The 23,488-nt window shown below is 61.3% G+C and carries 23 protein-coding genes; 10 read left to right on the top strand and 13 right to left on the bottom strand.

Annotated features, from left to right (window positions below; translation table 11 throughout):
* Nucleotides 1-57 precede the first annotated feature (57 nt).
* The gene (locus LAB08_RS16355) at nt 58-1,173 is read right to left on the bottom strand and encodes a cytochrome P450 (RefSeq protein ID WP_096510862.1); all 1,116 of its coding nucleotides are present in this window, start codon (nt 1,171-1,173) and stop codon (nt 58-60) included.
* 78 nt (nt 1,174-1,251) lie between these two features.
* Between LAB08_RS16355 and LAB08_RS16350 the strand changes: the two genes are divergently transcribed.
* Both LAB08_RS16350 and LAB08_RS16345 read left to right on the top strand, forming a co-directional pair.
* Nucleotides 1,252-2,007, top strand: a complete 756-nt coding sequence (locus tag LAB08_RS16350) for an ArsR/SmtB family transcription factor (protein WP_096510864.1) — start codon at nt 1,252-1,254, stop codon at nt 2,005-2,007.
* 138 nt (nt 2,008-2,145) lie between these two features.
* Nucleotides 2,146-2,622 (top strand): MEKHLA domain-containing protein, encoded by a 477-nt coding sequence (locus LAB08_RS16345; RefSeq protein WP_096510866.1) that lies wholly within the window; start codon nt 2,146-2,148, stop codon nt 2,620-2,622.
* Between the two features lie 82 nt (nt 2,623-2,704).
* On the opposite strand, the gene LAB08_RS16340 is transcribed toward LAB08_RS16345, so the two are convergent.
* From LAB08_RS16340 to LAB08_RS16320, 5 genes are all read right to left on the bottom strand, one after another.
* The gene (locus LAB08_RS16340) at nt 2,705-3,724 is read right to left on the bottom strand and encodes a branched-chain amino acid aminotransferase (RefSeq protein WP_096510868.1); all 1,020 of its coding nucleotides are present in this window, start codon (nt 3,722-3,724) and stop codon (nt 2,705-2,707) included.
* A 244-nt stretch (nt 3,725-3,968) separates the two neighbouring features.
* Nucleotides 3,969-5,351, bottom strand: a complete 1,383-nt coding sequence (gene lpdA, locus LAB08_RS16335) for a dihydrolipoyl dehydrogenase (protein ID WP_096510870.1) — start codon at nt 5,349-5,351, stop codon at nt 3,969-3,971.
* A gap of 3 nt (nt 5,352-5,354) precedes the next feature.
* The gene (locus LAB08_RS16330; RefSeq protein ID WP_096510872.1) at nt 5,355-6,632 is read right to left on the bottom strand and encodes a dihydrolipoamide acetyltransferase family protein; all 1,278 of its coding nucleotides are present in this window, start codon (nt 6,630-6,632) and stop codon (nt 5,355-5,357) included.
* The gene (locus LAB08_RS16325; RefSeq protein WP_096510874.1) at nt 6,633-7,691 is read right to left on the bottom strand and encodes an alpha-ketoacid dehydrogenase subunit beta; all 1,059 of its coding nucleotides are present in this window, start codon (nt 7,689-7,691) and stop codon (nt 6,633-6,635) included.
* A gap of 1 nt (nt 7,692) precedes the next feature.
* Nucleotides 7,693-8,928, bottom strand: coding sequence for a 3-methyl-2-oxobutanoate dehydrogenase (2-methylpropanoyl-transferring) subunit alpha (locus tag LAB08_RS16320; RefSeq protein ID WP_096510876.1), 1,236 nt, complete (start codon nt 8,926-8,928; stop codon nt 7,693-7,695).
* Nucleotides 8,929-9,113: 185 nt separating this feature from the next.
* Here LAB08_RS16320 and bkdR point away from each other — a divergent pair, with 185 nt between their 5' ends.
* Nucleotides 9,114-9,602 (top strand): Bkd operon transcriptional regulator BkdR, encoded by a 489-nt coding sequence (bkdR, locus tag LAB08_RS16315; RefSeq protein WP_008059350.1) that lies wholly within the window; start codon nt 9,114-9,116, stop codon nt 9,600-9,602.
* 127 nt (nt 9,603-9,729) lie between these two features.
* On the opposite strand, the gene LAB08_RS16310 is transcribed toward bkdR, so the two are convergent.
* Nucleotides 9,730-10,593, bottom strand: a complete 864-nt coding sequence (locus tag LAB08_RS16310) for an MBL fold metallo-hydrolase (protein WP_096510878.1) — start codon at nt 10,591-10,593, stop codon at nt 9,730-9,732.
* Between the two features lie 160 nt (nt 10,594-10,753).
* Here LAB08_RS16310 and LAB08_RS16305 point away from each other — a divergent pair, with 160 nt between their 5' ends.
* From LAB08_RS16305 to nahK, 3 genes are all read left to right on the top strand, one after another.
* The gene (locus tag LAB08_RS16305) at nt 10,754-11,560 is read left to right on the top strand and encodes a sulfite exporter TauE/SafE family protein (RefSeq protein ID WP_096510880.1); all 807 of its coding nucleotides are present in this window, start codon (nt 10,754-10,756) and stop codon (nt 11,558-11,560) included.
* 355 nt (nt 11,561-11,915) lie between these two features.
* Nucleotides 11,916-13,079, top strand: a complete 1,164-nt coding sequence (gene nosP, locus LAB08_RS16300) for a nitric oxide-sensing protein NosP (protein WP_096510881.1) — start codon at nt 11,916-11,918, stop codon at nt 13,077-13,079.
* The gene (nahK, locus tag LAB08_RS16295; RefSeq protein ID WP_254007462.1) at nt 13,009-15,642 is read left to right on the top strand and encodes a hybrid sensor histidine kinase/response regulator NahK/ErcS'; all 2,634 of its coding nucleotides are present in this window, start codon (nt 13,009-13,011) and stop codon (nt 15,640-15,642) included. Before nosP ends, nahK begins: the two co-directional genes overlap by 71 nt.
* 122 nt (nt 15,643-15,764) lie before the next feature.
* Here the strand turns inward: nahK and LAB08_RS16290 are convergent, their stop codons facing one another.
* From LAB08_RS16290 to LAB08_RS16265, 6 genes are all read right to left on the bottom strand, one after another.
* Nucleotides 15,765-16,427, bottom strand: coding sequence for a response regulator transcription factor (locus tag LAB08_RS16290; RefSeq protein ID WP_096510885.1), 663 nt, complete (start codon nt 16,425-16,427; stop codon nt 15,765-15,767).
* 56 nt (nt 16,428-16,483) lie between these two features.
* The gene (locus LAB08_RS16285; RefSeq protein ID WP_096510887.1) at nt 16,484-17,041 is read right to left on the bottom strand and encodes a PQQ-dependent catabolism-associated CXXCW motif protein; all 558 of its coding nucleotides are present in this window, start codon (nt 17,039-17,041) and stop codon (nt 16,484-16,486) included.
* Between the two features lie 225 nt (nt 17,042-17,266).
* Nucleotides 17,267-18,058, bottom strand: a complete 792-nt coding sequence (locus LAB08_RS16280; RefSeq protein WP_096510889.1) for an ABC transporter permease — start codon at nt 18,056-18,058, stop codon at nt 17,267-17,269.
* Complete coding sequence (locus LAB08_RS16275; RefSeq protein WP_096510891.1) at nt 18,058-18,786, bottom strand: ABC transporter ATP-binding protein; 729 nt, start codon at nt 18,784-18,786, stop codon at nt 18,058-18,060. Before LAB08_RS16275 ends, LAB08_RS16280 begins: the two co-directional genes overlap by 1 nt.
* Nucleotides 18,783-19,757: a YVTN family beta-propeller repeat protein gene (locus tag LAB08_RS16270; protein ID WP_096510893.1), complete on the bottom strand. Its 975-nt coding sequence runs from the start codon at nt 19,755-19,757 to the stop codon at nt 18,783-18,785. Before LAB08_RS16270 ends, LAB08_RS16275 begins: the two co-directional genes overlap by 4 nt.
* A 31-nt stretch (nt 19,758-19,788) precedes the next feature.
* Entirely contained in the window at nt 19,789-20,973 is a 1,185-nt protein-coding gene (locus LAB08_RS16265; RefSeq protein ID WP_096510895.1) for an ABC transporter substrate-binding protein, read from the bottom strand.
* Between the two features lie 156 nt (nt 20,974-21,129).
* On the opposite strand from LAB08_RS16265, the gene LAB08_RS30545 reads away from it, so the two are divergent.
* The 4 genes from LAB08_RS30545 to LAB08_RS16250 all read left to right on the top strand — a co-directional run bounded on the left by LAB08_RS30545 (nt 21,130) and on the right by LAB08_RS16250 (nt 23,472).
* Nucleotides 21,130-21,258 carry a hypothetical protein gene (locus tag LAB08_RS30545; protein ID WP_301943425.1) on the top strand — a complete coding sequence of 43 codons (129 nt, stop codon included), beginning with the start codon at nt 21,130-21,132 and terminating at the stop codon, nt 21,256-21,258.
* 101 nt (nt 21,259-21,359) lie between these two features.
* On the top strand, nt 21,360-21,821 hold the full coding sequence (pedF, locus tag LAB08_RS16260; protein ID WP_096510897.1) for a cytochrome c-550 PedF: 462 nt from the start codon (nt 21,360-21,362) through the stop codon (nt 21,819-21,821).
* Nucleotides 21,822-21,825: 4 nt separating this feature from the next.
* On the top strand, nt 21,826-22,701 hold the full coding sequence (locus LAB08_RS16255; RefSeq protein ID WP_096510899.1) for a substrate-binding periplasmic protein: 876 nt from the start codon (nt 21,826-21,828) through the stop codon (nt 22,699-22,701).
* Nucleotides 22,702-22,710: 9 nt separating this feature from the next.
* Complete coding sequence (locus tag LAB08_RS16250; RefSeq protein ID WP_096510901.1) at nt 22,711-23,472, top strand: quinoprotein dehydrogenase-associated SoxYZ-like carrier; 762 nt, start codon at nt 22,711-22,713, stop codon at nt 23,470-23,472.
* The last annotated feature ends 16 nt before the right edge of the window (nt 23,473-23,488 follow it).

Raw genomic sequence — 23,488 nt, 5'->3', positions numbered from 1 at the left:
TCGTTCACAAATTCCCTGTGGGAGCGAGCCTGCTCGCGATGAACGATTACTCGGTTTTCAGACCTGAAGATTGGCAAAGATGGGAATCCGCCCATTCACGGATGGTCGGTAGCTCCAGGTCAAGCGATCCAGCGCCGGGTTAGCCGCCAGTATCTGCTCGACAGTGGCGCTCGCAATACTCATCGCCAGAATCTGCCCCGGACATTGATGGCGACCGGCCCCGAACGTAAAACTGCGTCTGTCCGGACGGTTGAGCAGGAAGGCATCAGGGTTGTCGTTGAGTCGAGGATCGCGGTTGGCCGACGCCAGCAGCACCAGGACCACGTCACCTGGGTTCAACCTGACACCCTCGATTTCACAAGACGCGCTGACGAAACGCCGGGTGTTCTGCACCGAAGGGTCGAAGCGCTGGACTTCTGCCAGCAAGTCGCCCAGTTGCATTGATTCGCTACGCAATGCCGGTTTTTGCATCAGGGCCAGCACAGCGTTACCGATCAACCCGGCCGTGGCTTCAAACGTCTGCGACAGCAGGCCGATCAGGTTGGCAATCAGGGTGTCGGTGTTCGTCGCCAAGCGTTGGCAGATGCCGGCGAGCAGGGCGCTTCGAGGCGCCTGTTCATCGAGAAGCTCGACAAAATAGCCATGCAACTGTTCAGCGGCGGCATGGGCGGCGCCCAGTTGCGCCGGCGTGCTCAGGGGCGACAGGCAGGCAACGAAGTCTGCGGTCAGCTCACTGAGGATGCGGCCCTGCGCCGGGGAAAAGCCCAACAGCGCCGCGACAATACACACCGGCCCGCGAAAAATCGCGGCCTGCAACCCTTCAGCGCCCGGCGCAATCAGGCGGGCAGCGACCAGCGCTTCGATTTCCGCCGGCTCGATCCCTTGCAGCCCCGGCTCGATGGCCGAGCGCGGGCAGCGCTGGCGTTCGCCTTCATTCATCCGCATCAACTGACCAAACACCTTGCCGGCCATGCCGTCGGCGATCGCCTTGGGCACAGGCTCATGGACCGGACGAACATGGCAGGCGGGGTGCGCCAGCACCGCGGCGACCGCGCGGGCACTGGTGGCCAACCATAGATTCAGACCTGGATGAAAGATCAGCCCACCCTCGGCGCGCAATTGGGCGTAGTAGGGATACGGATCGGCATGAGTTGCAGCGATGATCGGGTCCATGGTTACAGCCTTTTGTTGTTGGAAAGTGTTGCTACTATCTCCAGTCCGAACAGGCGTTGATTCGTCCGGGAGCGAAATATGAACCTAGAACAACATGACATCGGCGTATCGCAGGTGGCGGCGGCCATTGCGGAACCGGCGCGGACGAAAATCCTCTGTTCGCTGCTGGACGGTCATGCCCGAACCAGCACCGAGCTCGCGGCGATTGCCGAAGTCAGCGCCTCCACGGCCAGCGCGCATCTGGCCAAACTCAAGGAGTTGGCGCTGGTACGCCTGTACGTTCAGGGCCGACATCGTTATTACAGCCTGGCGGACAAGCGGGTGGCCCAGGCTCTGGAGGCATTGATGGTGATCGGCCAGAACGTCGTGCCGACCTTTCATTCGCGCACCCCGGACCGCCTGCAATTTGCCCGCACCTGCTACGACCACATGGCCGGCACCCTGGCCGTGCTCCTGCATGACCGGATGATCGAAGCGGGGTGGTTGCTGGAGGTGGATGAGCAGGTCTATCGGCTGAGCGACAGCGGCGAGGCGCTGCTCGAGGGCCTGGGCATCGAGGTCAGGGATCTGGCTTCGAAACGCCGCCGCTTTGCGTGCCCGTGCCTGGACTGGAGCATGCGTCGGCCGCATGTGGGTGGGGCGCTGGGCGCGGCGCTGCTGCAAATGACGATCAGGCGCAAATGGGTGACGCAGGATCTGGATAGTCGGGCCCTGGCGCTGACCGCCCTGGGTCGCAAGGAGATCAGCGCGCGGTTTGGTGTGGTGCTATCGATGGCGGATGATCGATCGACAAGGGTGTCGAATCAACATCATGTTATGCCTGTTACACATTGATATTTAAAGGTTTATTATCGTATCTGGTCGCCGCATCGCAGCTACAGGAGCATTTCATTCGCCAGGGTCTGTTTATTGCGACGATTTTTCAGTAGCGTCGCTGCGGTTCACCCGTCTGGAAATTCTGCAAGGAACCCCATGTCGCCATTCAACGAATTCAAGGAGATGGTCCAACAGCTGGATGCCGCTTATCGGCATTGGACCGGCACAAGCTTGCCTACACCGGATTCCCTGGGCGAAGACGAACGTCTGGCCTGGCTGCATGCCCAAGCGCCTTACGCCTTGCTGGCCCATGGCACGCAAGCCGATCCGCTGTTTTACTATGCCAACGAGCAGGCACTGGCGAGTTTCAAGTACCCGCGCGAGCAGTTCATCGGCATGCCTTCGCGGTTCAGTGCGTCGCCGCTGGACAGGGAAATGCGTCAGACCCTGCTGGAACAGGTCACGGCCAAAGGTATTGCCCATGGCTACAGCGGTTATCGGGTGGACCGAATGGGCCAAGCCTTCATGATTCACCACGGCAGCGTGTGGACGCTGATAGACGAGCAGGGCGCTCCTTGTGGTCAGGCGGCCTTGTTCTGGCCGGACCCGGAGCGTGTGGGCCACCTGGTTTAGACCCGCCTTGGCGCCAGGCAAAAAAAAAACGCCGCCTTCGACTACCGAGGGCGGCGATTTTTTATGGCGGATTGACGTCAGATCAAACCTTGACGATCCAGCCTGCTGGCGCTTCGATGTCGCCGGTTTGCACGCCGGTCAGCTCTTTGTAGAGCTTCTGGGTGATCGGGCCGACTTCGGTTTCGCTGTGGAACACGTGCAGGTGGTCGTTGTAGTTGATGCCGCCGATCGGCGTGATTACGGCAGCAGTACCGCAAGCGCCGGCTTCCTTGAAGTCCGAGAGCTTGTCGATGAACACGTCGCCTTCGATCACTTCCAGGCCCAGACGGGTCTTGGCCAGCTCGATCAGTGACAGGCGGGTGATGCCCGGCAGCACCGACGGCGAGTTCGGGGTCACGAACTTGTTGTCGTGGGTGATCCCGAAGAAGTTGGCCGAACCGACTTCCTCGATCTTGGTGTGGGTCAGCGGGTCCAGGTAGATGCAGTCGGCGAAGTGCGCCTTCTTGGCCTGGGAGCCGGGCATCAGGCTGGCCGCGTAGTTGCCACCGACCTTGGCCGCACCGGTGCCTTGTGGCGCTGCGCGGTCGTAGGTGGAAATCAGGAAGTTGTGCGGGGTCAGGCCGCCCTTGAAGTAGGCGCCGACCGGGATCGCAAACACCGAGAAGATGAACTCGGGGGCGGTACGCACGCCGATGTTGTCACCCACGCCGATCACGAACGGACGCAGGTACAGCGCGCCGCCGGTGCCGTAAGGCGGGATGAAGCGCTCGTTGGCGCGGACCACTTCCTTGCAGGCTTCGATGAACTGTTCGGTGGACACATGCGGCATCAGCAGGCGGGCGCAGCTGCGCTGCATGCGCGCGGCGTTCTGGTCCGGGCGGAACAGGTTGATCGAGCCGTCCTTGCAACGATAGGCCTTCAGGCCTTCGAAGCATTGCTGGCCATAGTGAAGGGCAGTAGAGCCTTCGCTGATGTGCAGCACATTATCTTCGGTCAGGGTGCCTTTGTCCCACTCGCCATTGCGAAAGTACGACAGATAGCGTTTGTCGGTCTTGATGTAGTCAAAACCCAGCTTGTCCCAGTTGATGCTTTCGTTACCCATGACACCCTCTTTCACTTAACAACCGCCGAAACGGTTCAAGGCTTCTGACGTTTTTCCGGATGGGCACAACAATACTTCATTCCGGGCCTATTTCGCAGCCCGGACTATCGGCTGATGGGCAGATAAATCATGTTGACCTCAAGAATTCGCGAGCAGGCTCGCTCCCACATTTGAAATGCATTCCCCCTGTGGGAGCGAGCCTGCTCGCGAAGAGGCCAGCAACGCAGCCATCAATCGCTTTGAGTTACAGATGCAGTGCGTGGCCAAGGGCCCGCAACGCCGCTTCCTGCACCGCCTCACCGAGCGTCGGATGGGCATGGATGGTGCCGCCGATGTCTTCCAGTCGCGCGCCCATTTCCAGGCTTTGCGCGAACGCCGTGGACAACTCGGAGACCCCAACGCCCACCGCCTGCCAGCCGACAATCACATGATTGTCACGACGGGCGACCACGCGCACGAAGCCGCTTTTCGACTCCAGCGTCATCGCCCGGCCATTGGCGGCGAACGGGAAGCTGGAAACGATGCAATCCAGGCCGGCGGCGTTGGCCTCGTCCGGGGTCTGGCCGACCACCACCAGTTCCGGGTCGGTGAAACACACGGCGGCGATGGCGGTGGGGTTGAATTCGCGGGACTTACCGCTGATCAACTCGGCGACCATCTCGCCCTGGGCCATGGCCCGGTGGGCGAGCATCGGTTCGCCGCTCAGGTCACCGATGGCATACACGTTGCGCATGCTGGTCTGGCAGCGGTTGTCGATCTTGATCGACGAACCGTTCATGTCCAGGTTCAGCGCTTCGAGGTTCCAGCCCTGGGTGTTCGGTTTACGGCCCACGGCGACCAGCACCTGATCGGTTTCCAGATTCAATGTGCGATCATCGGGTGTACTGATTTGCAGGGTATTCGTATTTGAATCAAAGCCTTGCACGCTATGATTCAAGTAAAGTCTTACGCCGAGTTTTTTCAGTTCTTCATGCACCGGCAGGGTCAATTCGGCGTCATATGCAGGCAGGATACGTTCCTGAGCCTCGACCACGCTGACGTCTACACCGAGCTTGCGATAGGCGATCCCAAGCTCCAGACCGATATAACCGCCACCGACCACGATCAACCGCTTCGGAACGGACTTCGGCGCCAGGGCTTCGGTGGAGGAAATGATCGGACCACCCATCGGCAGTATTGGCAGGCTCACGCTTTTGGAACCCGTGGCCAGCACCAGGTGTTCGCAAATAATGCGCGTGTCGCCAACGTCGACGGTTTTGCCGTCAACCACTTTGGCCCAGCCTTGAATGACCTGAACCTTGTTCTTTTTCAGCAGTGCTGCGACGCCGGTGGTCAGGCGATCGACGATGCCGTCCTTCCATTCGACGCTTTTGCCGATATCCAGCGTCGGTGCCGACACGTTGATGCCCAGTGTCGACTGCTGGCTGTGGCGCTGCGTTTGATGGAACTGCTCGGCAACATGAATCAGGGCCTTGGACGGAATGCAGCCGATGTTCAGGCAGGTGCCACCCAGGGATTCACCTTCCACCAGGATGGTCGAAATACCCAACTGGCCAGCACGGATCGCCGTCACATAACCGCCAGGGCCGCCACCGATGATCAGCAGCGTGGTGTGCAGAGTTTGCATGACTTACTCCATAAACAGCGTGGCGGGTTGTTCGAGCAGGCCACGGATGGCCTGGATGAAGAGCGCCGCGTCCATGCCGTCGACCACGCGGTGATCGAAGGAGCTGGAGAGGTTCATCATCTTGCGGACTACGATCTGGCCTTTGATCACCATCGGCCGTTCGACAATCTTGTTCACGCCCACAATCGCCACTTCCGGCAGGTTCAGCACCGGGGTGCTGACGATGCCGCCCAACGCGCCAAGGCTGGTCAGGGTGATGCTGGAGCCGGACAGCTCATCGCGGCTGGCCTTGCCGTTGCGTGCGGCGGTGGCCAGGCGGGCGATTTCCGCCGCGCTGTCCCACAGGCTGCGAGCTTCGGCGTGACGCACCACCGGCACCATCAAGCCGATGTCGGCCTGGGTGGCGATGCCCACGTGCACCGCGCCGAGGCGGGTGATGACCTGGGCTTCGTCGTCGTAGCGGGCATTGATCTGCGGGAAGTCGCGCAGGGCGACGACCATGGCGCGGACCAGGAATGGCAGCAGGGTCAGCTTGCCGCGGGTCGCGCCGTGTTTCTCGTTGAGGTGCGCGCGCAGCTCTTCCACGGCCGTCACGTCGATTTCCTCGACATAGCTGAAGTGTGCGGCGCGTTGCGTGGCGTCCTGCATGCGCTGGGCAATCTTGCGGCGCATGCCGATCACCGGGATCTGCTCTTCGTCGTTACGCTGGATGTAGGCGCTGCTGACGGACGATGCATTGGATTGGCCCTGGGCCAGATAGGCATCGAGGTCTTCGTGCAGCACACGACCGGCCGGGCCGGAGCCACGTACCAGACGCAACTGAATGCCGAGGTCCAGCGCATGTTTGCGCACGGCCGGGGAGGCCAGCGGGCGTTCATTGGCTTCGCGGGCGACCATCGGTCCCTGGCATACGGCTGCCGGACGCGGTGCTGCCACCGGTTTGCTTTCCACGACCGGTTCGACTTTCGGCGCGGCGACTGCTGGCGTTGCTTTAACGGGAGCCGCCGCTGGTGCAGCCGATTCCTTCACGTTGCCCGCGCCTTCGACTTCAATGCTGATCAGGATACTGCCAACCGCCATGACTTCGCCGGGCACACCACCCAATGCGATCACCTTGCCATGCACCGGCGACGGAATATCTACCATCGCCTTGTCGGTCATGACATCGGCCAGCACCTGATCCTCGACGACCAGATCGCCGACTTTCACGTGCCACTGAGACAATTCAACTTCTGCGATGCCTTCGCCAATGTCCGGCATCTTGATAACGTGCGTGCCCATTCAGACCTCCATAACCCGTTTCAACGCCGCGCCCACACGGGACGGCCCTGGGAAATACGCCCACTCTTGCGCATGCGGGTAGGGGGTGTCCCAACCGGTGACGCGTTCGATCGGCGCTTCCAGGTGATGGAAACAGTGCTCTTGCACCAGTGCAGCCAGTTCGGCACCGAAACCGCAGGTGCGAGTCGCTTCGTGAACGATCACGCAGCGCCCGGTTTTCTTCACCGACTTGGTGATGGTTTCCAGGTCGAGCGGCCACAGGCTGCGCAGGTCGATGACTTCGGCATCGATGCCGCTTTCTTCCGCGGCGACTTGCGACACATAGACGGTGGTGCCGTAGGTCAGGATGGTCACGTCCTTGCCCGGACGGGTAATGGCGGCAACGTCCAGCGGCACGGTGTAGTAGCCATCCGGTACTTGCGCGGCGGGGTGTTTCGACCACGGCGTTACCGGGCGGTCGTGGTGGCCGTCGAACGGGCCGTTGTACAGGCGTTTTGGTTCCAGGAAGATCACCGGGTCATCGTTTTCGATGGAGGCGATCAGTAAACCCTTGGCGTCGTAGGGATTGGACGGCATCACGGTGCGCAGGCCGCAGACCTGGGTGAACATCGCCTCGATGCTCTGGCTGTGTGTCTGGCCACCGTAGATGCCGCCGCCGCATGGCATGCGCAGGGTCATCGGTGCGGTGAATTCGCCGGCCGAGCGATAACGCAGGCGCGCTGCTTCGGAAATGATCTGGTCGGACGCCGGGTACACGTAGTCGGCGAACTGGATCTCGGCCACCGGGCGCAAGCCGTAGGCGCCCATGCCCACGGCGACACCGACGATGCCGCTCTCGGAGATCGGCGCATCGAACACCCGCGAGGTGCCGTACTTGGTCTGCAGGCCTTCGGTGCAACGGAACACGCCGCCGAAGTAGCCTACGTCCTGGCCGAACACGACCACATTGTCGTCACGCTCAAGCATCACATCCATGGCCGAGCGCAGGGCCTGGATCATGGTCATGGTGGTCGTGGTCATGGCGGTTTCCAGCTGAATATTGTTGTTGTGATCGTTCATGTCAGATCCCCAACTGCTGACGCTGGCGCTTCAAATGCTCCGGCATCTCTTTATAGACGTCTTCGAACATGGTCGCGGCGCTTGGAATCTGGCCCCCGGCGAGGGTCCCGAACTGCTCGGCCTGTTTCTGCGCGGCGATCACTTCGGCTTCCAGCTCGGCGCTGACGGCGGAGTGTTCCTCTTCGGACCAGTGGCCGACCTTGATCAGGTGCTGCTTGAGGCGCGCGATCGGATCGCCCAACGGGAAGTGGCTCCAGTCGTCGGCAGGACGGTATTTGGACGGATCATCGGAGGTCGAGTGCGGGCCGGCGCGGTAGGTGACCCATTCGATCATGGTCGGGCCGAGGTTGCGGCGGGCGCGTTCGGCGGCCCAGGCGGAAGCGGCGTAGACCGCGTAGAAATCGTTGCCGTCGACCCGCAGGGAGGCAATGCCGCAACCGACACCACGACCGGCGAAGGTGGTGGCTTCACCACCGGCAATGGCCTGGAAGGTGGAGATGGCCCACTGGTTGTTGACCACGTTGAGGATCACCGGCGCGCGGTACACGTGGGCGAAGGTCAGGGCGGTGTGGAAGTCCGACTCGGCGGTGGCGCCATCGCCGATCCACGCCGAAGCGATCTTGGTATCGCCCTTGATCGCCGAGGCCATGGCCCAGCCTACGGCTTGTACGAATTGGGTGGCGAGGTTGCCGGAAATGGTGAAGAAACCGGCCTCTTTCACCGAGTACATGATCGGCAACTGGCGTCCCTTGAGCGGATCGCGCTCGTTGGACAGCAGCTGGCAGATAAGATCGACCAGCGGTACGTCGCGGGCCATCAGGATGCTTTGCTGGCGGTAGGTGGGGAAGCACATGTCGTCGATGTTCAACGCCAGTGCCTGGGCACTGCCGATGGCTTCTTCACCGAGGCTCTGCATGTAGAAGGACATTTTCTTCTGACGCTGGGCGACGACCATGCGGTTATCGTAGATCCGCGTCTTGAGCATGGCGCGCATGCCTTTGCGCAGGATCTCCACCGGCACGCCTTCGGCCCACGGGCCCAGGGCATTGCCCTGATCGTCGAGTACGCGAATCAGGCCGCGGGCCAGATCGGCCGTTTCGGCGGGTTCAACGTCGATTGGGGGTTTGCGCACCGTGCCGGCATCGGTCAGGTGCAGGTAGGAGAAGTCGGTTTTACAGCCGGGACGGCCCGAAGGTTCCGGGACGTGAAGGCGCAGCGGTTCGTACGCTTGGTTCATGGCTTCTACGCTCGATCTTGTGAATTTCTTGTAGTGAGCTGACAGGCTTCGTTCGGTAAACGAAATCTTGTCCTACAACAATCATAGGCCCGGCCAAGAAGAATATTTCTCTCTGTTTCGTTGCGCTAAAGATCATTTGCAGATAAAAAATCTGCATAAACATAAAAAACAGGTGTTTTTGTCTCATGCGCAAACTGGACCGTACCGATATCGGCATTCTCAACAGCCTTCAGGAGAACGCACGCATCACCAACGCTGACCTCGCGCGATCGGTCAACCTGTCGCCGACGCCGTGTTTCAACCGGGTCAAGGCGATGGAAGAACTGGGCCTGATTCGCGAGCAAGTGACCTTGCTCGATGCCGACCTGCTGGGGCTGCACGTGAATGTGTTCATCCATGTCAGCCTGGAAAAACAGGTGGAGGAGGCGTTGCAGCATTTCGAGGAGGCGATCTCGGATCGCCCGGAAGTGATGGAGTGCTACCTGATGGCCGGCGACCCGGATTACCTGATCCGGGTCCTGGTGCCGACCATCCAGTCGCTGGAGCGTTTCATGATGGACTTCCTGACCAAGGTGCCAGGGGTGGCGAACATCCGTTCGAGCTTTGCGCTCAAGCAGGTGCGCTACAAGACGGCGCTGCCGTTGCCGGCCAACGGCTTGACCTTGGGCACCTGAAACACCCCAAACCCTGTAGGAGCAAAGCTTGCTCGCGATGGCGTCCGTCCAATCAACTGCGAGGGTGCCTGATACGCCGCCATCGCGAGCAAGCTTTGCTCCCACAGGTTTGCGCAGGGGGGCGGGCTTAGAATTTGTTCAAGGGGATTTTCAGGTAGGTCACGCCATTGTCCTCTGCCGGTGGCAGATTCCCCGCCCGTACATTGACCTGAATCGCCGGCAGCAATAGCGTCGGCATGCCCAACCCGGCATCGCGGCGTGTGCGCATGTCGACAAAGGCCGCTTCGTCGATGCCGTCGCGCACGTGGATGTTGCTTTTACGCTGTTCGGCCACCGTGGTCATGCAGCCCGGTTCGCGGCCCGCGGGCGGGTAGTCGTGGCAGACGTAGAGGCGCACGCTGGCGGGGAAGGCCAGCAGCTTGTGGATCGAGGTGAACATCTGGTGGGCATCGCCACCGGGAAAGTCGCAGCGCGCGGTACCCACGTCCGGCATGAACAGCGTATCGCCCACCAGAATCACATCGTTGCCGATCAGGTACGCCATGTCCGCCGGGGTATGGCCGGGCACATGCAGGGCCGTGGCCTTGAGGTTGCCGATGTGGAATGACTCGTCGGGGGCGAACAGGTGATCGAACTGCGAACCGTCGATACGGAATTGCGGTTCAAGATTGAACAGCGCCTTGAATACGTCCTGCACCTTGCAGATCGATTGGCCGATGGCGATCTTGCCGCCCAGTTCCCGGCGCAGGTACGGCGCGGCGGAGAGGTGATCGGCGTGGGCGTGGGTTTCCAGCAGCCATTGCACTTGCAAGCGATGCTCGCGTACGAATGCGATGATCCGGTCGGCGTGCACGGTAGCGGTTCGGCCGGCGGCGGCGTTGTAGTCGAGCACCGGGTCGACGATTGCGCATTGCCCGCCTTCAGCTTCGTAGATCACATAGCTGTAGGTGGACGAGGCGTCGTCAAAAAAGGCTTCAATCAAGGCTGACATGGTGTTTTTCTTCGTGGAGAAGCCATGAGGTTAGTTTCATTCTCGCTGTGCTGACCAGTCCCGCGTCAATTCTGTTAATGAAAAAAACCGTGCGGGCTCTATCCTGTCACTCAATCGATACCGGGCGTTCCCGGCCTTTGTCATGGATTACGAGCGTTCTATGTTGCTGGCGAGTTTTTTTGGTGTGGTCATGGGGCTGGTGCTGGGTTTGACCGGGGCCGGCGGCGGCATTCTTGCCGTACCGGCGCTGGTGCTGGGCCTGGGGTGGAGCATGACCGCGGCGGCACCCGTTGCACTGTTTGCCGTGGGCAGTGCGGCGGCGGTCGGGGCTATCGATGGATTGCGTCACGGTTTGGTGCGCTATCGTGCGGCGTTGTTGATTGCGGCGCTCGGCGCGGTTTTTTCGCCGGTGGGCATCTACTTCGCCCATCAGTTGCCGGAAAAAGTCCTGATGATCCTCTTCAGTCTGCTGATGGTCATGGTGGCCGGGCGGATGCTGCGTCGGGAGCGCAAGGACGAGGGACCCAGTGATCACGGCCATGCCAATTGGGGTCAGAAAAACTGCATGCTCGACCAGCAGACCGGGCGCTTTTCCTGGACGGCCAAATGCACCGCGACCCTCGCGGCCCTTGGCGCGGTGACCGGCGTGGTCTCGGGTTTGTTGGGCGTGGGTGGCGGCTTTCTGATTGTGCCGGCCTTCAAGCAACTGACCGACGTGCAGATGCGCGGGATCATCGCCACGTCCCTGATGGTGATCAGCCTGATCTCGGCCATCGGCGTGATCGGTGCGTTGCACGCCGGGGTGCGCATCGACGGGCTGGGCGTGGCTTTCATTGCCTCCAGCATCGTCGGCATGATCATCGGCCGAAAACTCTGCGCCCGCGTCCCGGCGCGGTCGTTGCAGGTGGGGTTTGCCAGCGTCTGCCTGGTGGTTGCCGGTTATATGCTGCTGAACGCCGCTCTCTAAACCGGAACCAGCTCCTGTGGGAGATTCTATGTTGCAGGGGAACCCTGCAGCTTTAAATTTGGCTGGTATTCGCTCTGATTTTTCATGAGGGCGCTTGCTCCCGTTGGAGCACGTAGCGGTCCTGATTCTGATCGCGCATCGTCCGGTTTCGGGCCTGCTGCGCAGGCCAGCGGGAGCGAGCTCCCTCGCCACAAAAGCGCGTGCATCTCTCCTTTTGCTACAGCCTTCAAGTCCCCATCGCCTCAAACAATCTCATCCCATCGAACCGCCTGACCGCTACCCAAGTAGCATACGTCCCGGTCCCAAGCCTTCGTACACTCGCACTTCATACACACGCACCTGCGGGGGGGCGACGATGGCGCAGGTTCAGAACGAAGGTATCGTCAGCGCCATGTCCCTGGCCACCGATCCTCAGCAGGCGGCACAGGACCTGGCGCGGCAGTTGTTGCATCCGAATCTGGGTTTCGTGTTGTTCTTCTGTTCCGCCGGATACGATTTGCAGGCGCTGGGCCGGGCCTTGCAGCAGAGTTTCGGCGGCATACGCCTGGCCGGTTGCACCAGCGCCGGGGAAATCACCCCGCTGGGTTACGGGCGCAATTGCGTGACAGCGGTGGGCTTCGACCATCGACACTTTTCCATTGCTCTGGAACTGATCGATGAAATGGAGCACTTCAGCCTCATCGACGCGCAGCAGATGGTCGAGCGCCTGGTCAGTGGTTGCCGCAGTAACACGCTGGCCCCGATCAAGGGCAATAGTTTTGCCCTGACCTTGCTCGATGGATTGTCCAGTCGTGAGGAAACGGTGCTCGCGGCCTTGAGCGCGGCGCTGGGCGACATTCCGCATTTCGGCGGTTCGGCCGGGGACGACAACTGCCTGACTCACACCCATGTGTATTTCGACGGTGGATTTCACAGCGGCGCGGCACTGGTGGTGCTGGTCAATACCTGGCTGGACTTTGAAGTGTTCACCACCCATCACATCCTGCCACGGGCGGAGAAACTGGTGGTCACTGGCGTCGACAGCGCTTCGCGACGGGTCTTCGAACTCAATGCCGAGCCCGCTGCCGCCGAGTACGCCCGGCACATCGGCGTACCGGTGGCCGAGCTCGACCACCGGGTTTTCGCCGCGCACCCGCTGGCGGTTCGGTTCAACGAGCAATATTACGTGCGGGCCATTCAGCAAGCTCATTCGGACCAGAGCCTGAGTTTTTATTGTGCCGTGGAGAACGGCATCGTCCTCACCGCCATGACCCCCGGGCCCTTGCTGCCGAACCTGCAAAGCCTGTTCACCGGCTTGCAGGAACGTCTCGGCGATTTGCTGCTGACCATCGGCTGTGACTGTTTTCTGCGGCGCCTGGAGCTGGAAGACAACGGCAGCCTGGAACAGATCGGCAGCTTTTTGCGCGAGCAGCGAGTGATGGGTTTCAACACCTACGGAGAACAGTTCAATGGCACGCACATCAACCAGACCTTCACCGGCGTTGCCATTGCCCGGGGCCGGTCTCTCGGCAAGCGTTGATTTGCAGGCGAAGATTACCGACCTGCAACACGACAACCGGAAACTGCAGCGGATAAACGCCGCGCTGATCGAACGGATCGAGTCCGGCATCACCCGTGGCAACGATCCCTACGCGGCGTTCCAGCATTCGGTGGTGCTGGCCGAGCAGGTGCGCGAGCGCACAGACGCCTTGAATCAGGCCATGGGCGAACTCAAGGCTGGGAACCATTTGCTCAGCGAGGCCCGCCTGCGCGCCGAAACCGCCCATCGACATCTGATCGACGCGATGGAGAGTATTTCCGATGCCTTCGTACTGTTCGACGCCGAGCAGCGCATTGTCCTGTTCAACAGCCGTTTCAAGGCGTTCTGGAGCAACAGCCGGGTGCGGATCAACGCCGGCATGCGCCTGACCGAGGTCAAGCGCCTGATGATGAACAACGGGCTGTTTACCGAGGAACCCCGCGGGCATGCCGATGAAAACCTGCTGTATCGCCTGCAGGACGGTCGCTGGCTGCAAGTCAGCGAGCGACCGACCCAGGAAGGCGGGCGGGTGATCCTGTTCACTGACATCACTGACGTCAAACTCAGCGAAACCGTGCGCCGCGAACAGGCGCTGGCGCAGAAGTCACACCTCTTGCAACGGGCGGTCGACAATCTGTCCCAAGGGGTGGCGATGGTCAACGCCGAAGGCATTCTGGAACTGTGGAACCGGCGATTCCTCGAGCTCAGCGGCTTGGCTCCGGTGGCGGCTCATCGCCCGTTTGCCGATGTGATCGCCGACAGTGAGTTGACCTTGCTGACCCCGGCCAGCCGTGGTTCGAACGGTCGTCCCATACAGGAGTGCGAACAACGGTTGTGCGATGGCCGGGTCCTGGAAGTACGCACCCATCCGTTGCCCACTGGCGGTTTCGTCAATACCTTCACCGACATCACCGAACGCTACCAGCACGCCGAAGCCTTGAGTGAAAGCGAGCGCTGGATTCGCCTGATCACCGACCATGTGCCGGCATTGATTGCCTACCTCAACGCCGATCTGGTGTATGAGTTCACCAATAAGGTCTACGAAGAATGGTACTGCTGGCCGCGCGGGGTGATGCTCGGCCAGAGCCTGCGCGAAGTGCACAGTGAGCAGCATTACCAGCGGCTGGAGTCCTATGTGAGCAGGGCGCTGGCGGGGGAAAGCGTGACCTTCGAATTCGCCGAAACCAACGTCAACGACCAGGAACGTTATATGTTGCGTTCCTATGTGCCCAATCGTCTGGCCAACGGTGAAGTGGTAGGGATTTTCGTGTTGATCCGCGACATTACCGAACGCCGGCGCACCGCCGAGGCATTGCATCAGGCTTATCAGAACCTCGAGCTGCGGGTTCGCGAGCGCACCGCGGAATTGACCAATCTCAACGACCAGTTGCGGCGGGAAATCGAGGAACGTCGCCGGGTCGAATCACGCTTGCGCGAAGCCAAGCTGGAAGCGGAACAGGCTAACTTGTCGAAGACCAAGTTTCTTGCCGCCGTCAGCCACGATCTGCTGCAACCGCTCAACGCCGCGCGGCTGTTCACCAGCGCCTTGCTGGAGCGGCGCGAGCCGATGGCCAGCGAGATGCTGGTGCGCAATGTCAGCAATTCCCTGGAAGACGTAGAAAACCTGTTAGGCACTCTGGTGGATATTTCCAAGCTCGATGCCGGGGTGATCCAGGCCGACATCGCACCGTTCGCCTTGAGCGAACTGCTGGAAAATCTCGCCGGCGAATACACCCAGGTCGCGCGCAGCGAAGGCCTGCAATTGCACTTCATCGGCTGTTCGGCATGGGTGCGCAGCGATATCCAGCTGCTGGCGCGGATCCTGCGCAACCTGTTGAGCAATGCCATTCGCTACACCCCCAGCGGCCGCGTGATCCTTGGTTGTCGGCGCCATCGCCAGCGCCTGTCGATCCAGGTCTGGGACAGCGGCGTAGGCATTGCGGAGAATCGTCTGGAAGAGATTTTTCTGGAGTTCAAGCGCGGGGATGTGCAGCGGCCGGATCAGGATCGTGGTTTGGGTCTGGGTCTGGCCATCGTCGAGAAAATCGCCAGCATTCTCGGACATCGTATCGATGTGCGTTCGTGGCCGGGCAAGGGCTCGATGTTCTCGGTAGAGGTGCCCGTGAGCGCCACCGCGCCCAAACCTTTGCCCAGCCTGCCGATGAGTGAGCCGATGCTCGAACGGCTGCGCGGGGCACGGGTGTGGGTGCTGGACAACGACGCGACCATTTGCGCCGGCATGCGCACGCTGTTGGAAGGTTGGGGATGTCGGGTGGTGACGTCCCTGTCGGAAGACGACCTGGCGCGGCAGGTGGACAACTATCATGCCGACGCTGATTTATTGATCGCCGACTACCACCTGGCCAACGATCAGAATGGCGTCGATGCCGTCGCCCGGATCAACGCCCGTCGTGCTTCACCGATCCCGGCCCTGATGATCACCGCCAACTACAGCAACGAGCTCAAGCAGCAGATCCGTGAACTGGGCCATACCTTGATGCACAAGCCGGTACGGCCGATGAAGCTGAAGATGGCGATGAGTCATTTGCTCGCCAGATCCTGATTTCCCGGGTGTCGATGCGGGCCTCATCGCTGGCAAGCCGGCTCCCACAATGGATGTGTGTTGTTCAAAAAGCCCTGTGGGAGCTGGCTTGCCAGCGATGGGAGCGACGCGCACTACCTGTTTCACCGCCGCAAATAAGCCCCGAAATCGATATCCCCGGCACTCAGTATTGCTTGCACCCGGTTGTGCACGTTGAGCTTGCGCAGGATCGCCGAGACGTGAGCTTTGACTGTGGTTTCGGCGATTTCCAGGCTGTAGGCGATCTGTTTGTTCGACTCGCCCTTGGTCATGCGTTCCAATACCTGCAACTGCTTGCGGGTCAGGGCCTGGAGCAGTTCCGGTGGGAAGCTCGGCGTGTCGTTGCGCCGATGCGTGCTGCTTCTGGCCGTGCGGATGATGTCTGGCGGCAAGTAGACGTTGCCATTGAGAATCTGCTGGATGGCATCGGTCATTTGCGTCCGGGGCGAGGATTTGGTGATGAAGCCCACCGCGCCATAGGTGATGGCTTGCAGGACGATCTGCTTGTCCTGTTCGGCAGAGACGATCACCACGGGAATGGTCGGTGCTTCGTTGCGCAGGTTGATCAGGCCATTGAGCCCGTGCATGCCGGGCATGTTCAGGTCGAGCAGGATCAGGTCCAGGTCATCGTGGTCCCGGGTCAGTGCCAGGGCGCTGTCGAGGTCGGCGGTTTCCATCACCTCACTGCCGGCAAAACCATCACTGATGACGTTATGTATGGCTTCGCGAAACAGCGGGTGATCGTCGGCAATCAGAATTTTGTACATAGCCTTTCACCTCATTATTTTGATTATGGTGTGGCAACAACGTGCACGCGTAAAGCTCAGGGAAAGGGTTCAGGCTGGGCTCGAGTCACCGGCAGTTTGGCCGCTTGCCAGGCATCCAGGCCATCGCGGTACCAGTACAGTGATGTATAGCCCAGGCGCGCCGCACGCTTGACCGCATTCCAGCTCAGCCAGCAGTCGGCGCGACAGTAGAAGACCAGCGGTCGCGTCGGGTCGCCACGGGTCAGCTTTTTCAGGTTGCCCGCAAAGTAGTCCTGCCATTGTGGCGTCAGCTCGCCATCGCCGGTGTTGGCCAGCCAATGGCTGCCGGGCAGGTTTTCGTGAGGCTGGTCCTCGATGAAGCGACCTTGCAGCCATTGGCGGCGATAGACATCGATCAGCACCGGTGGCGGGTTTTGCTCAAGCAGGGTTTGCAGGACGGGTGTATCGATGATGGTCGCGTCCTGCATGAGGTCCGGCGTGGGGCTGCGGTACAGGTCGATGCGATAGCCATCAGGGGAAAACAACGGAGTTTGCGCCTGCGCGCCAGCCAGCCACAGGCTGAGCGACAACGCAGCGAGAGTGGGACGCAACAGGCGACGTCGGGCACGCGGCATGGGGATTGATCCTTATCGTTATGCGCCCATTACATGCCAGTGGCAGTGCGTTGGGAATGCGACGATAGGTCGGTAAAACCAGTACTAAAGTCGTAATTTTTCCTCGTCCAATGAAGAACCCCTGTGGGAGCGAGCCTGCTCGCGATTGCGGTGGCACATCAAACTCTGATGTGGCTGACAGATCGCATTCGCGAGCAGGCTCGCTCCTACAGGGGATTGGTTTTGTTAGGTGGATTTGCGCAGGGCCGCGTGTTGGGGGTTGAAGGTCAGGACGGCAAGGAGCGCGAATACCAACGTCAGCCCCGCACACACGGCCAGCGCCAGCGGGTTGAACCGCTCATACAGCGCAAACCGCACCAACTCCACCGCGTGGCTGAACGGGTTCACCGCACACAGCCAATACAACCATTCGCTGGCCTCGCGCATTTTCCACAGCGGATACAGCGCCGATGACAGGAAAAACAGCGGAAAAATCACGAAGTTCATCACCCCGGCGAAGTTTTCCAGCTGGCGGATGGCGTTGGACAGCAACAGCCCCAGGGCGCTGAGCATCAATGCAACCAGCAACAGGGCGGGCAGCACCAACAGCAGGCCCATGGCCGGCGGCTGCACGCCGTAGACCCAGGCAATCGCCAGGAAGGCATACACCTGCAACAGCGAGATCAGCGACGTGGCCAGCAATTTGCTGCACAGCAGAAAGGTCCGGGGCAGGGGGCTGGTCAGCAGCACGCGCATGCTGCCCATTTCGCGGTCGTAGACCATCGACAGCGAGCCCTGCATGCCGTTGAACAGCAGGATCATGCAGGCCAGGCCCGGAATGATGTAGACCTCGTATGGGATGTAAGTGTCGTAGGGTTCGATAATGGCGATGCCCAGTGCCGCGCGAAAACCGGCGGCGAACACCAGCAGCCATAGCAGCGGCCGTACCAGGGCGCTGAGAAATCGCGTGCGTTGCAGCACAAAGCGCAGCCATTCACGCAGGACGATGCCGCTGAAACATTGCCAGTAAGCATTCATCAGGCAGCTCCTGTGGTGGTCAGGCAAGTGAAGGCGGTGTCAAGGTCGCCGCCGTGCGCCAGGCTCAGCACATCGGCCTGTCCGCTGGCCACCAGCCGGCCCTGATGGAGAATCAACAAGTCGTCGCTGGGCTGCACTTCATCCAGCAGGTGAGTGGTCCAGAGCACACTGATCTGCTGTTCGCGGCAAAGAGTGCGAATGTGTCGGTTGAGCGCCAGGCGACTGGCCGGGTCGAGGCCGGCGCTGGCCTCATCCAGCAATAACAGGCGCGGTTGATGTAGCAGGGCACGGGCGATTTCTACCCTGCGGCGATGACCGCCGTTGAGGTTTCGTACCCGCTCGCCGCGACGTTCATCCAGACCCTGGCGGGCCAGTTCCGCGTTGACGCGCAAGCCGGTCTCATGTCGCGACAAACCATGCAGCGCGGCGTGATAACGCAAGTTCTGTTCGACGCTGAGGTCCAGGTCCAGGGTGCTTTGCTGAAACACTACGCCCAGCTGTTTGAGCGCGGGGCGCGGCGCTTGGCGCAATGAGCAACTGCCCACCCGGATATCGCCGTGCTGCAAATCATAGAGCCGGGTCAGCAGGGCGATCAGGGTTGATTTGCCGGCGCCGTTGGGCCCCAGCAACGCGGCGAAACGCCCCGGTGCCAAGTTGAAGTTCACCTGGCGCAACGCTTCCCGAGAACCATAGGAGAAGTTCAGGTCGCTGACTTCCAGGGCGTTCATGGCGTCACCACCACGCCCCAAGGGTAACGCCCGACTTTCACTGACTTGCTGACCTTGAGGCTGTCGACATCGATCACCGACACATCGCCGCTGACGCCATTGGTGGCGAGCAATTGCTTTTGGTCCGGCGTAAACGCCAGTTGCCAGACACGTCGGCCCACCAACAGGTAATCAAGAATCTCGAAGGACTTGGCGTCGATGACGGCCACGTGATTGGCCGGGCCCAGGGCTACGAAGGCGTATTTGCCGTCGGCGCTGAGCTTGATCCCCACAGGCTGCACCTTGTCCGGGTGCACGCCCTTGATCTGGAAGTTCAGGGTCTTGAGGATGTGGCGGCTGGCGACGTCGAGAATCGTCACCGTGCCGCCGATTTCCGCCGAGGCCCAGAGTTGCGAACCGTCATTGCTGAACTCGACGAAACGCGGACGCTGATCTACCAGTGTGCTGTCGGCCAAGGTTTGGGTGCTGGTGTCGATCCAGTGCAGCATGTTGGTGGTTTCGCTGGTGTTCACCGCCCACTTGCCATCGGGGCTGACCGCCATGCCTTCGGGCTCGACGCCGACGTTGATCTGTCCCAGGACCTTGGAGGTCTCGGTGTCGATCACCGTGACCAGCGCATCGTCTTCGTTGGAGACGTACAGCCAGCGGTTGTTGGGGTGCAGGGCGAATTGCTCGGGGTCCTTGCCCGAAGGCAGTTCCTTGATGATCTTGCGGGTGGCAACGTCCATCACCTGAACCCGGTCCGAGTCGCTGGCGCAGATGTACAGCAACGTGTTGTCGTGGGACAGCAGCAGACCCCGGGGGCGCTGGCCGACCGGCAGGGTCTCGGTGACTTGCAGGGTCTGCATGTCGATCAGGCTCAGGTTGTTGTCCTTTTCGTTGGAGACCCAGGCGGTGCTGGCGACCGCGTGGCCGGCGGCAAGCAGCAGGGCCCAAGAGAGTAGGGAACGGCTAAGCAGTGTGCGGCGCATGACAGTGTCCTTGTTGTTGTAGTTGTTGTGGTCAGGGAAAGCGGCAGCTGACCTCGGGTTTGTCGTAACCCAGGCTGTCCATCTCGTTGAAGGGGTGCAGGAAGCCGTCTTGCGGCGAAGTGCTGACCAGCGCCCGGGGTTGCACGATGGGAATCGGTTGGCGCAGCTGGCCGTTCCACGGGCGGTAGCTGAGCTTGCGCCCCTTGAAACCGTCCAGCGGCAACTGATCGCTGATTTCCAGAGCACGAATCGCCATCGGCTCGGTCTGGCGCAGTTTGCTCACGGCGCTGGCAATGCTGCGTACGGCGATCCACGCAGCGAAGTCGCGGTCGTTCATCCAGCGTCCGGCGAGGGCTTCGAAGCGCTTTTGTAACTGCGCGGCGCCGTAGGTTTCCACGGTCTTGTGCCAACCCACCGGCGTCAGGCCCTGGGTGCCGGCGACCGGGCGCGGGTACCAGGTCTGGTATGGCACGTACTCGCCGAAGTCCCCACGTTCGTCCGCCACCAGCACCGCATCGTATTCGGCGGTCTGGGTGAACAGCGGCATGTCGGCCTGGGCGCTGCGCCGTTGATCGTTATCGAAACTCCAGGGTTTCTCCGCAACCAGCCGCAAGCCGAAGCGCTTGGCCGCCCGGCGCAGGGCGGCGGCGTAGGCCTGGTCATCGGCGGTCGGGCCGACGATCAGCAGTACCCGTTGCCATTTACGTATCACCAGGAACTGCGCCAGTGCGTCGGCGAGCATCGCCCGGCTCGGCAAGCTATGCAGCACGTTCGCCAGGCAATCGGTGGTGCGCAGGCTGTCGTCGGGGCTGCCGGCGTTGAACAGCAGGCTGTCGGGCAGGGCTGCACTGAGTTGGCGCAGGCTGCTGGCTGGCGCGTTCACCACAAACAGGCGCAGGCCTTGTTCATGCTGGGTTTTCGCAGCGATGAGCAAGGCTTCGGGGCTATCGACGCTGGCGCTGGCCAGGCTGTAGTTGTGATTGAGAAAGCGCCCGGTGCTGTTGCTGTCGATAATCGCCAGTTCAGCGCCTCGCAGCCCGGCGTCGGCGGGTTCGGGAATCACGTTGGACAGCAGCGGGCCGGGATCGGGGCGATAGCCCAGGTAGCCGATGGGTACCTGCAAGGGCGCGTCCGCGGCCTGGCTTTGGGTCGCCAGCCCGGCGGCACAGGCAATCGCCAACAGGTAGATCAGGGCGTAAGGGGCAAGCTGGCGCATAGGGCACTCCATTACAGGTAGCGCCAGCATAGGAAGCCCCAGGCATCGTGGAAATATGCAGAAAGTATCGACGAGCCAGTACCAAGGTAGTAGCTGCGGGCGGTCGGCGCGGTTTTAGCATGGGCTCCTGCGGCCATGACTCCAGGGGGACTGACCATGCGCATCGTCAAGGCACTGCTTTTGCCATTTCTGCTGATCCTGACCCTGATCGGCATCGACCGGCTCCACGGCGCGCGCCCACATGATCCGGGCGTCCCGCCAAACGCCTTACTACCAAGGGATTAGACGCCGGCCACCAAAGCAGCATGGGACCGCTGCGCCGGGGTTCCTAAGATGGCGCCATAGCCTCTGCCAAGAGGTTTTGCGTGCAACCTGAGGGCATAACAATGACAACGAAACGCAACGCCTTGCTCGTCACCGGACTGTTGGCCGGTCTTATCAGCGCCGGCTCCGTCTGGGCCCACGGTAATGTGGTGCCACAGGCCGTCGAAACCAAAGGACTGACCGCCATCAAGGATTCCGGTGTGCCGGTCAATGCCGATGGTTGGGCTTCGGTGAATCCTTACCGTACGTCCCCGGAGCACGATAAGGCAGTGGAAATCGGCTCATCGGCCTACAACCAGAACTGCGCGGCTTGTCATGGCCTGGAAGCCAAGTCCGGTGGCATCGCCCCCGATTTGCGCATGCTCGATGCCGCTGACGCCGGTGATGAGTGGTTCGTCGAACGGGTGCGCAATGGCGCAGTGCGCGATGGTCGGGTGTACATGCCGAAAATGGCCGACTACCTGAGTCAGGAAGCGTTGTGGGCGGTTCGCACTTATCTGGACACCGTGCACGTCGAGGAGTGACCCCATGCGCCTGCTTGCGATATTGCTCGGCGCGGTGTGGCTGTGCTGCCAGTCGGTGCAGGCGCAGGTGCGCAACTACGACGAAATGATCGCTGCCGGGGAGCTGAAGGTGGCGGTGTACAAGGATTTCGCGCCCTACAGTTTCGAGCAGGATGGCAAGCCCCAAGGCGTCGACGTGGAGTTGGCCCAGGCGCTGGCCAAGGCGTTGGGCGTGCGCCTGACGCTGATCTGGGCGCCGCCCGGGGAAAAGCTCGACGACGACCTGCGCGACTACATCTGGCGAGCCAGTGCCTTGCACAACCAGCAACTGGCCGACCTGATGATGCGTGTGCCTTACGATCGCGACTACGCGCAAAAGCGCAATGAACTTGGCGAACTGGAAAACGGCCATGTGGTGATGTTCGGCCCTTACCAGAACGAGCAATGGCAAGTCGCCTATGATCGTCGCCGCCTCGACAAAGTCGCCAGCGTTGCGGTGTTCGAGCAGCACCCGATCGGTGTCGAAGTCGACAGCGTGCCGTCGTTCTACCTGACCTCCGTGTTCAACGGCATGCTCGCTGGCAAGACCCATCACTACCCCGGCGTGCCCCAGGCATTTGCCGCCATGAAGGCTGGTGAGGTCGACGCGGTCATGGCCATGCGCGGCGAGATCGACTGGCAGGTGCATGAAGCCGCCGACCCGCAAATTGCGCTGGCCGAAAATGCCTACCCGAACATGGGCAAGCAACTCTGGGAAATCGGCATGGCGGTGCATGAAAGCAACCGGCAACTGGCGTATGCCGTGGAAGAAGTGCTGGAAGGGCTGATCCGCGAGGGTTCGGTCAGATCCATCTACGGGCATTACGGCCTGCGCTACGACGTGCCCGAAATGTACCAATAGGAGTGGGCGATGAAATGGCAATGGAGTTGTCTGTGGGCCTGCTGTTTAAGCCTGAATGTACATGCCGCTGAAGTTGGTCCGGGCAAAGACCCGGTGCCATCGGTGATGTGGGCCTTTTATCAAAAGCAGTTTCTGGGCGATGCACCGTTTGTGTTCGATGAGCGGGTCAAGCTGCTGGCACCGCCCTTTGCTGAAGATGCGCGACAGGTACCCCTGGAGATCGACGCCCGGGCGTTCAAGGGCGAGGTGGTGAAAATCTTCGCCTGGGCCGAGCTCAATCCCTTGCCGAAAATCGTCGATTTCGAGCCGGTGACTGGCGTGCTGCCGTGGCTGTCGATCCGCATCCGCGTCGAGCAGGCTACACCGTTGCGCGCAGCGGTCCTGACCCGTGACGGGGTGTGGCATGTCGGCTCGACCCTGATCGACGCGGCCGGCGGCGGTTGCACCGCGCCGAGCGTGGTACGCACCGAACCGGGCTGGGAGGAACACGTCGGTGAGGTGCTGGGCGGGCGCTACCCGCGCAAGGATTTCAGTCGCTTGCGCTTGCAGGTGGCGCATCCGATGGACAACGGCATGGTCAGCGGCATCCCGGAGTTTTTTATCAACCAGGCCGAGTTGCGCGGTCAACAGGATCAACTGCTGGCACGCCTCGAACTGTTCCCCGCCGTCAGCGAAAACCCCAGCCTGGCGTTCGATCTGGAGGGGGCAGGGCAGACGCGCCTGCTGCTGCGCGATAACAGCGGCAATCAATTTGATGCGTCGATTCCCTGATTCAAAGGAGCCTGTC

The organism is Pseudomonas izuensis (genome assembly GCF_002356535.2).
GTDB lineage: Bacteria > Pseudomonadota > Gammaproteobacteria > Pseudomonadales > Pseudomonadaceae > Aquipseudomonas > Aquipseudomonas izuensis.
Note: the sequence above shows the minus strand (reverse complement) of the source record. Positions and strands in the feature narration are given on the sequence as shown.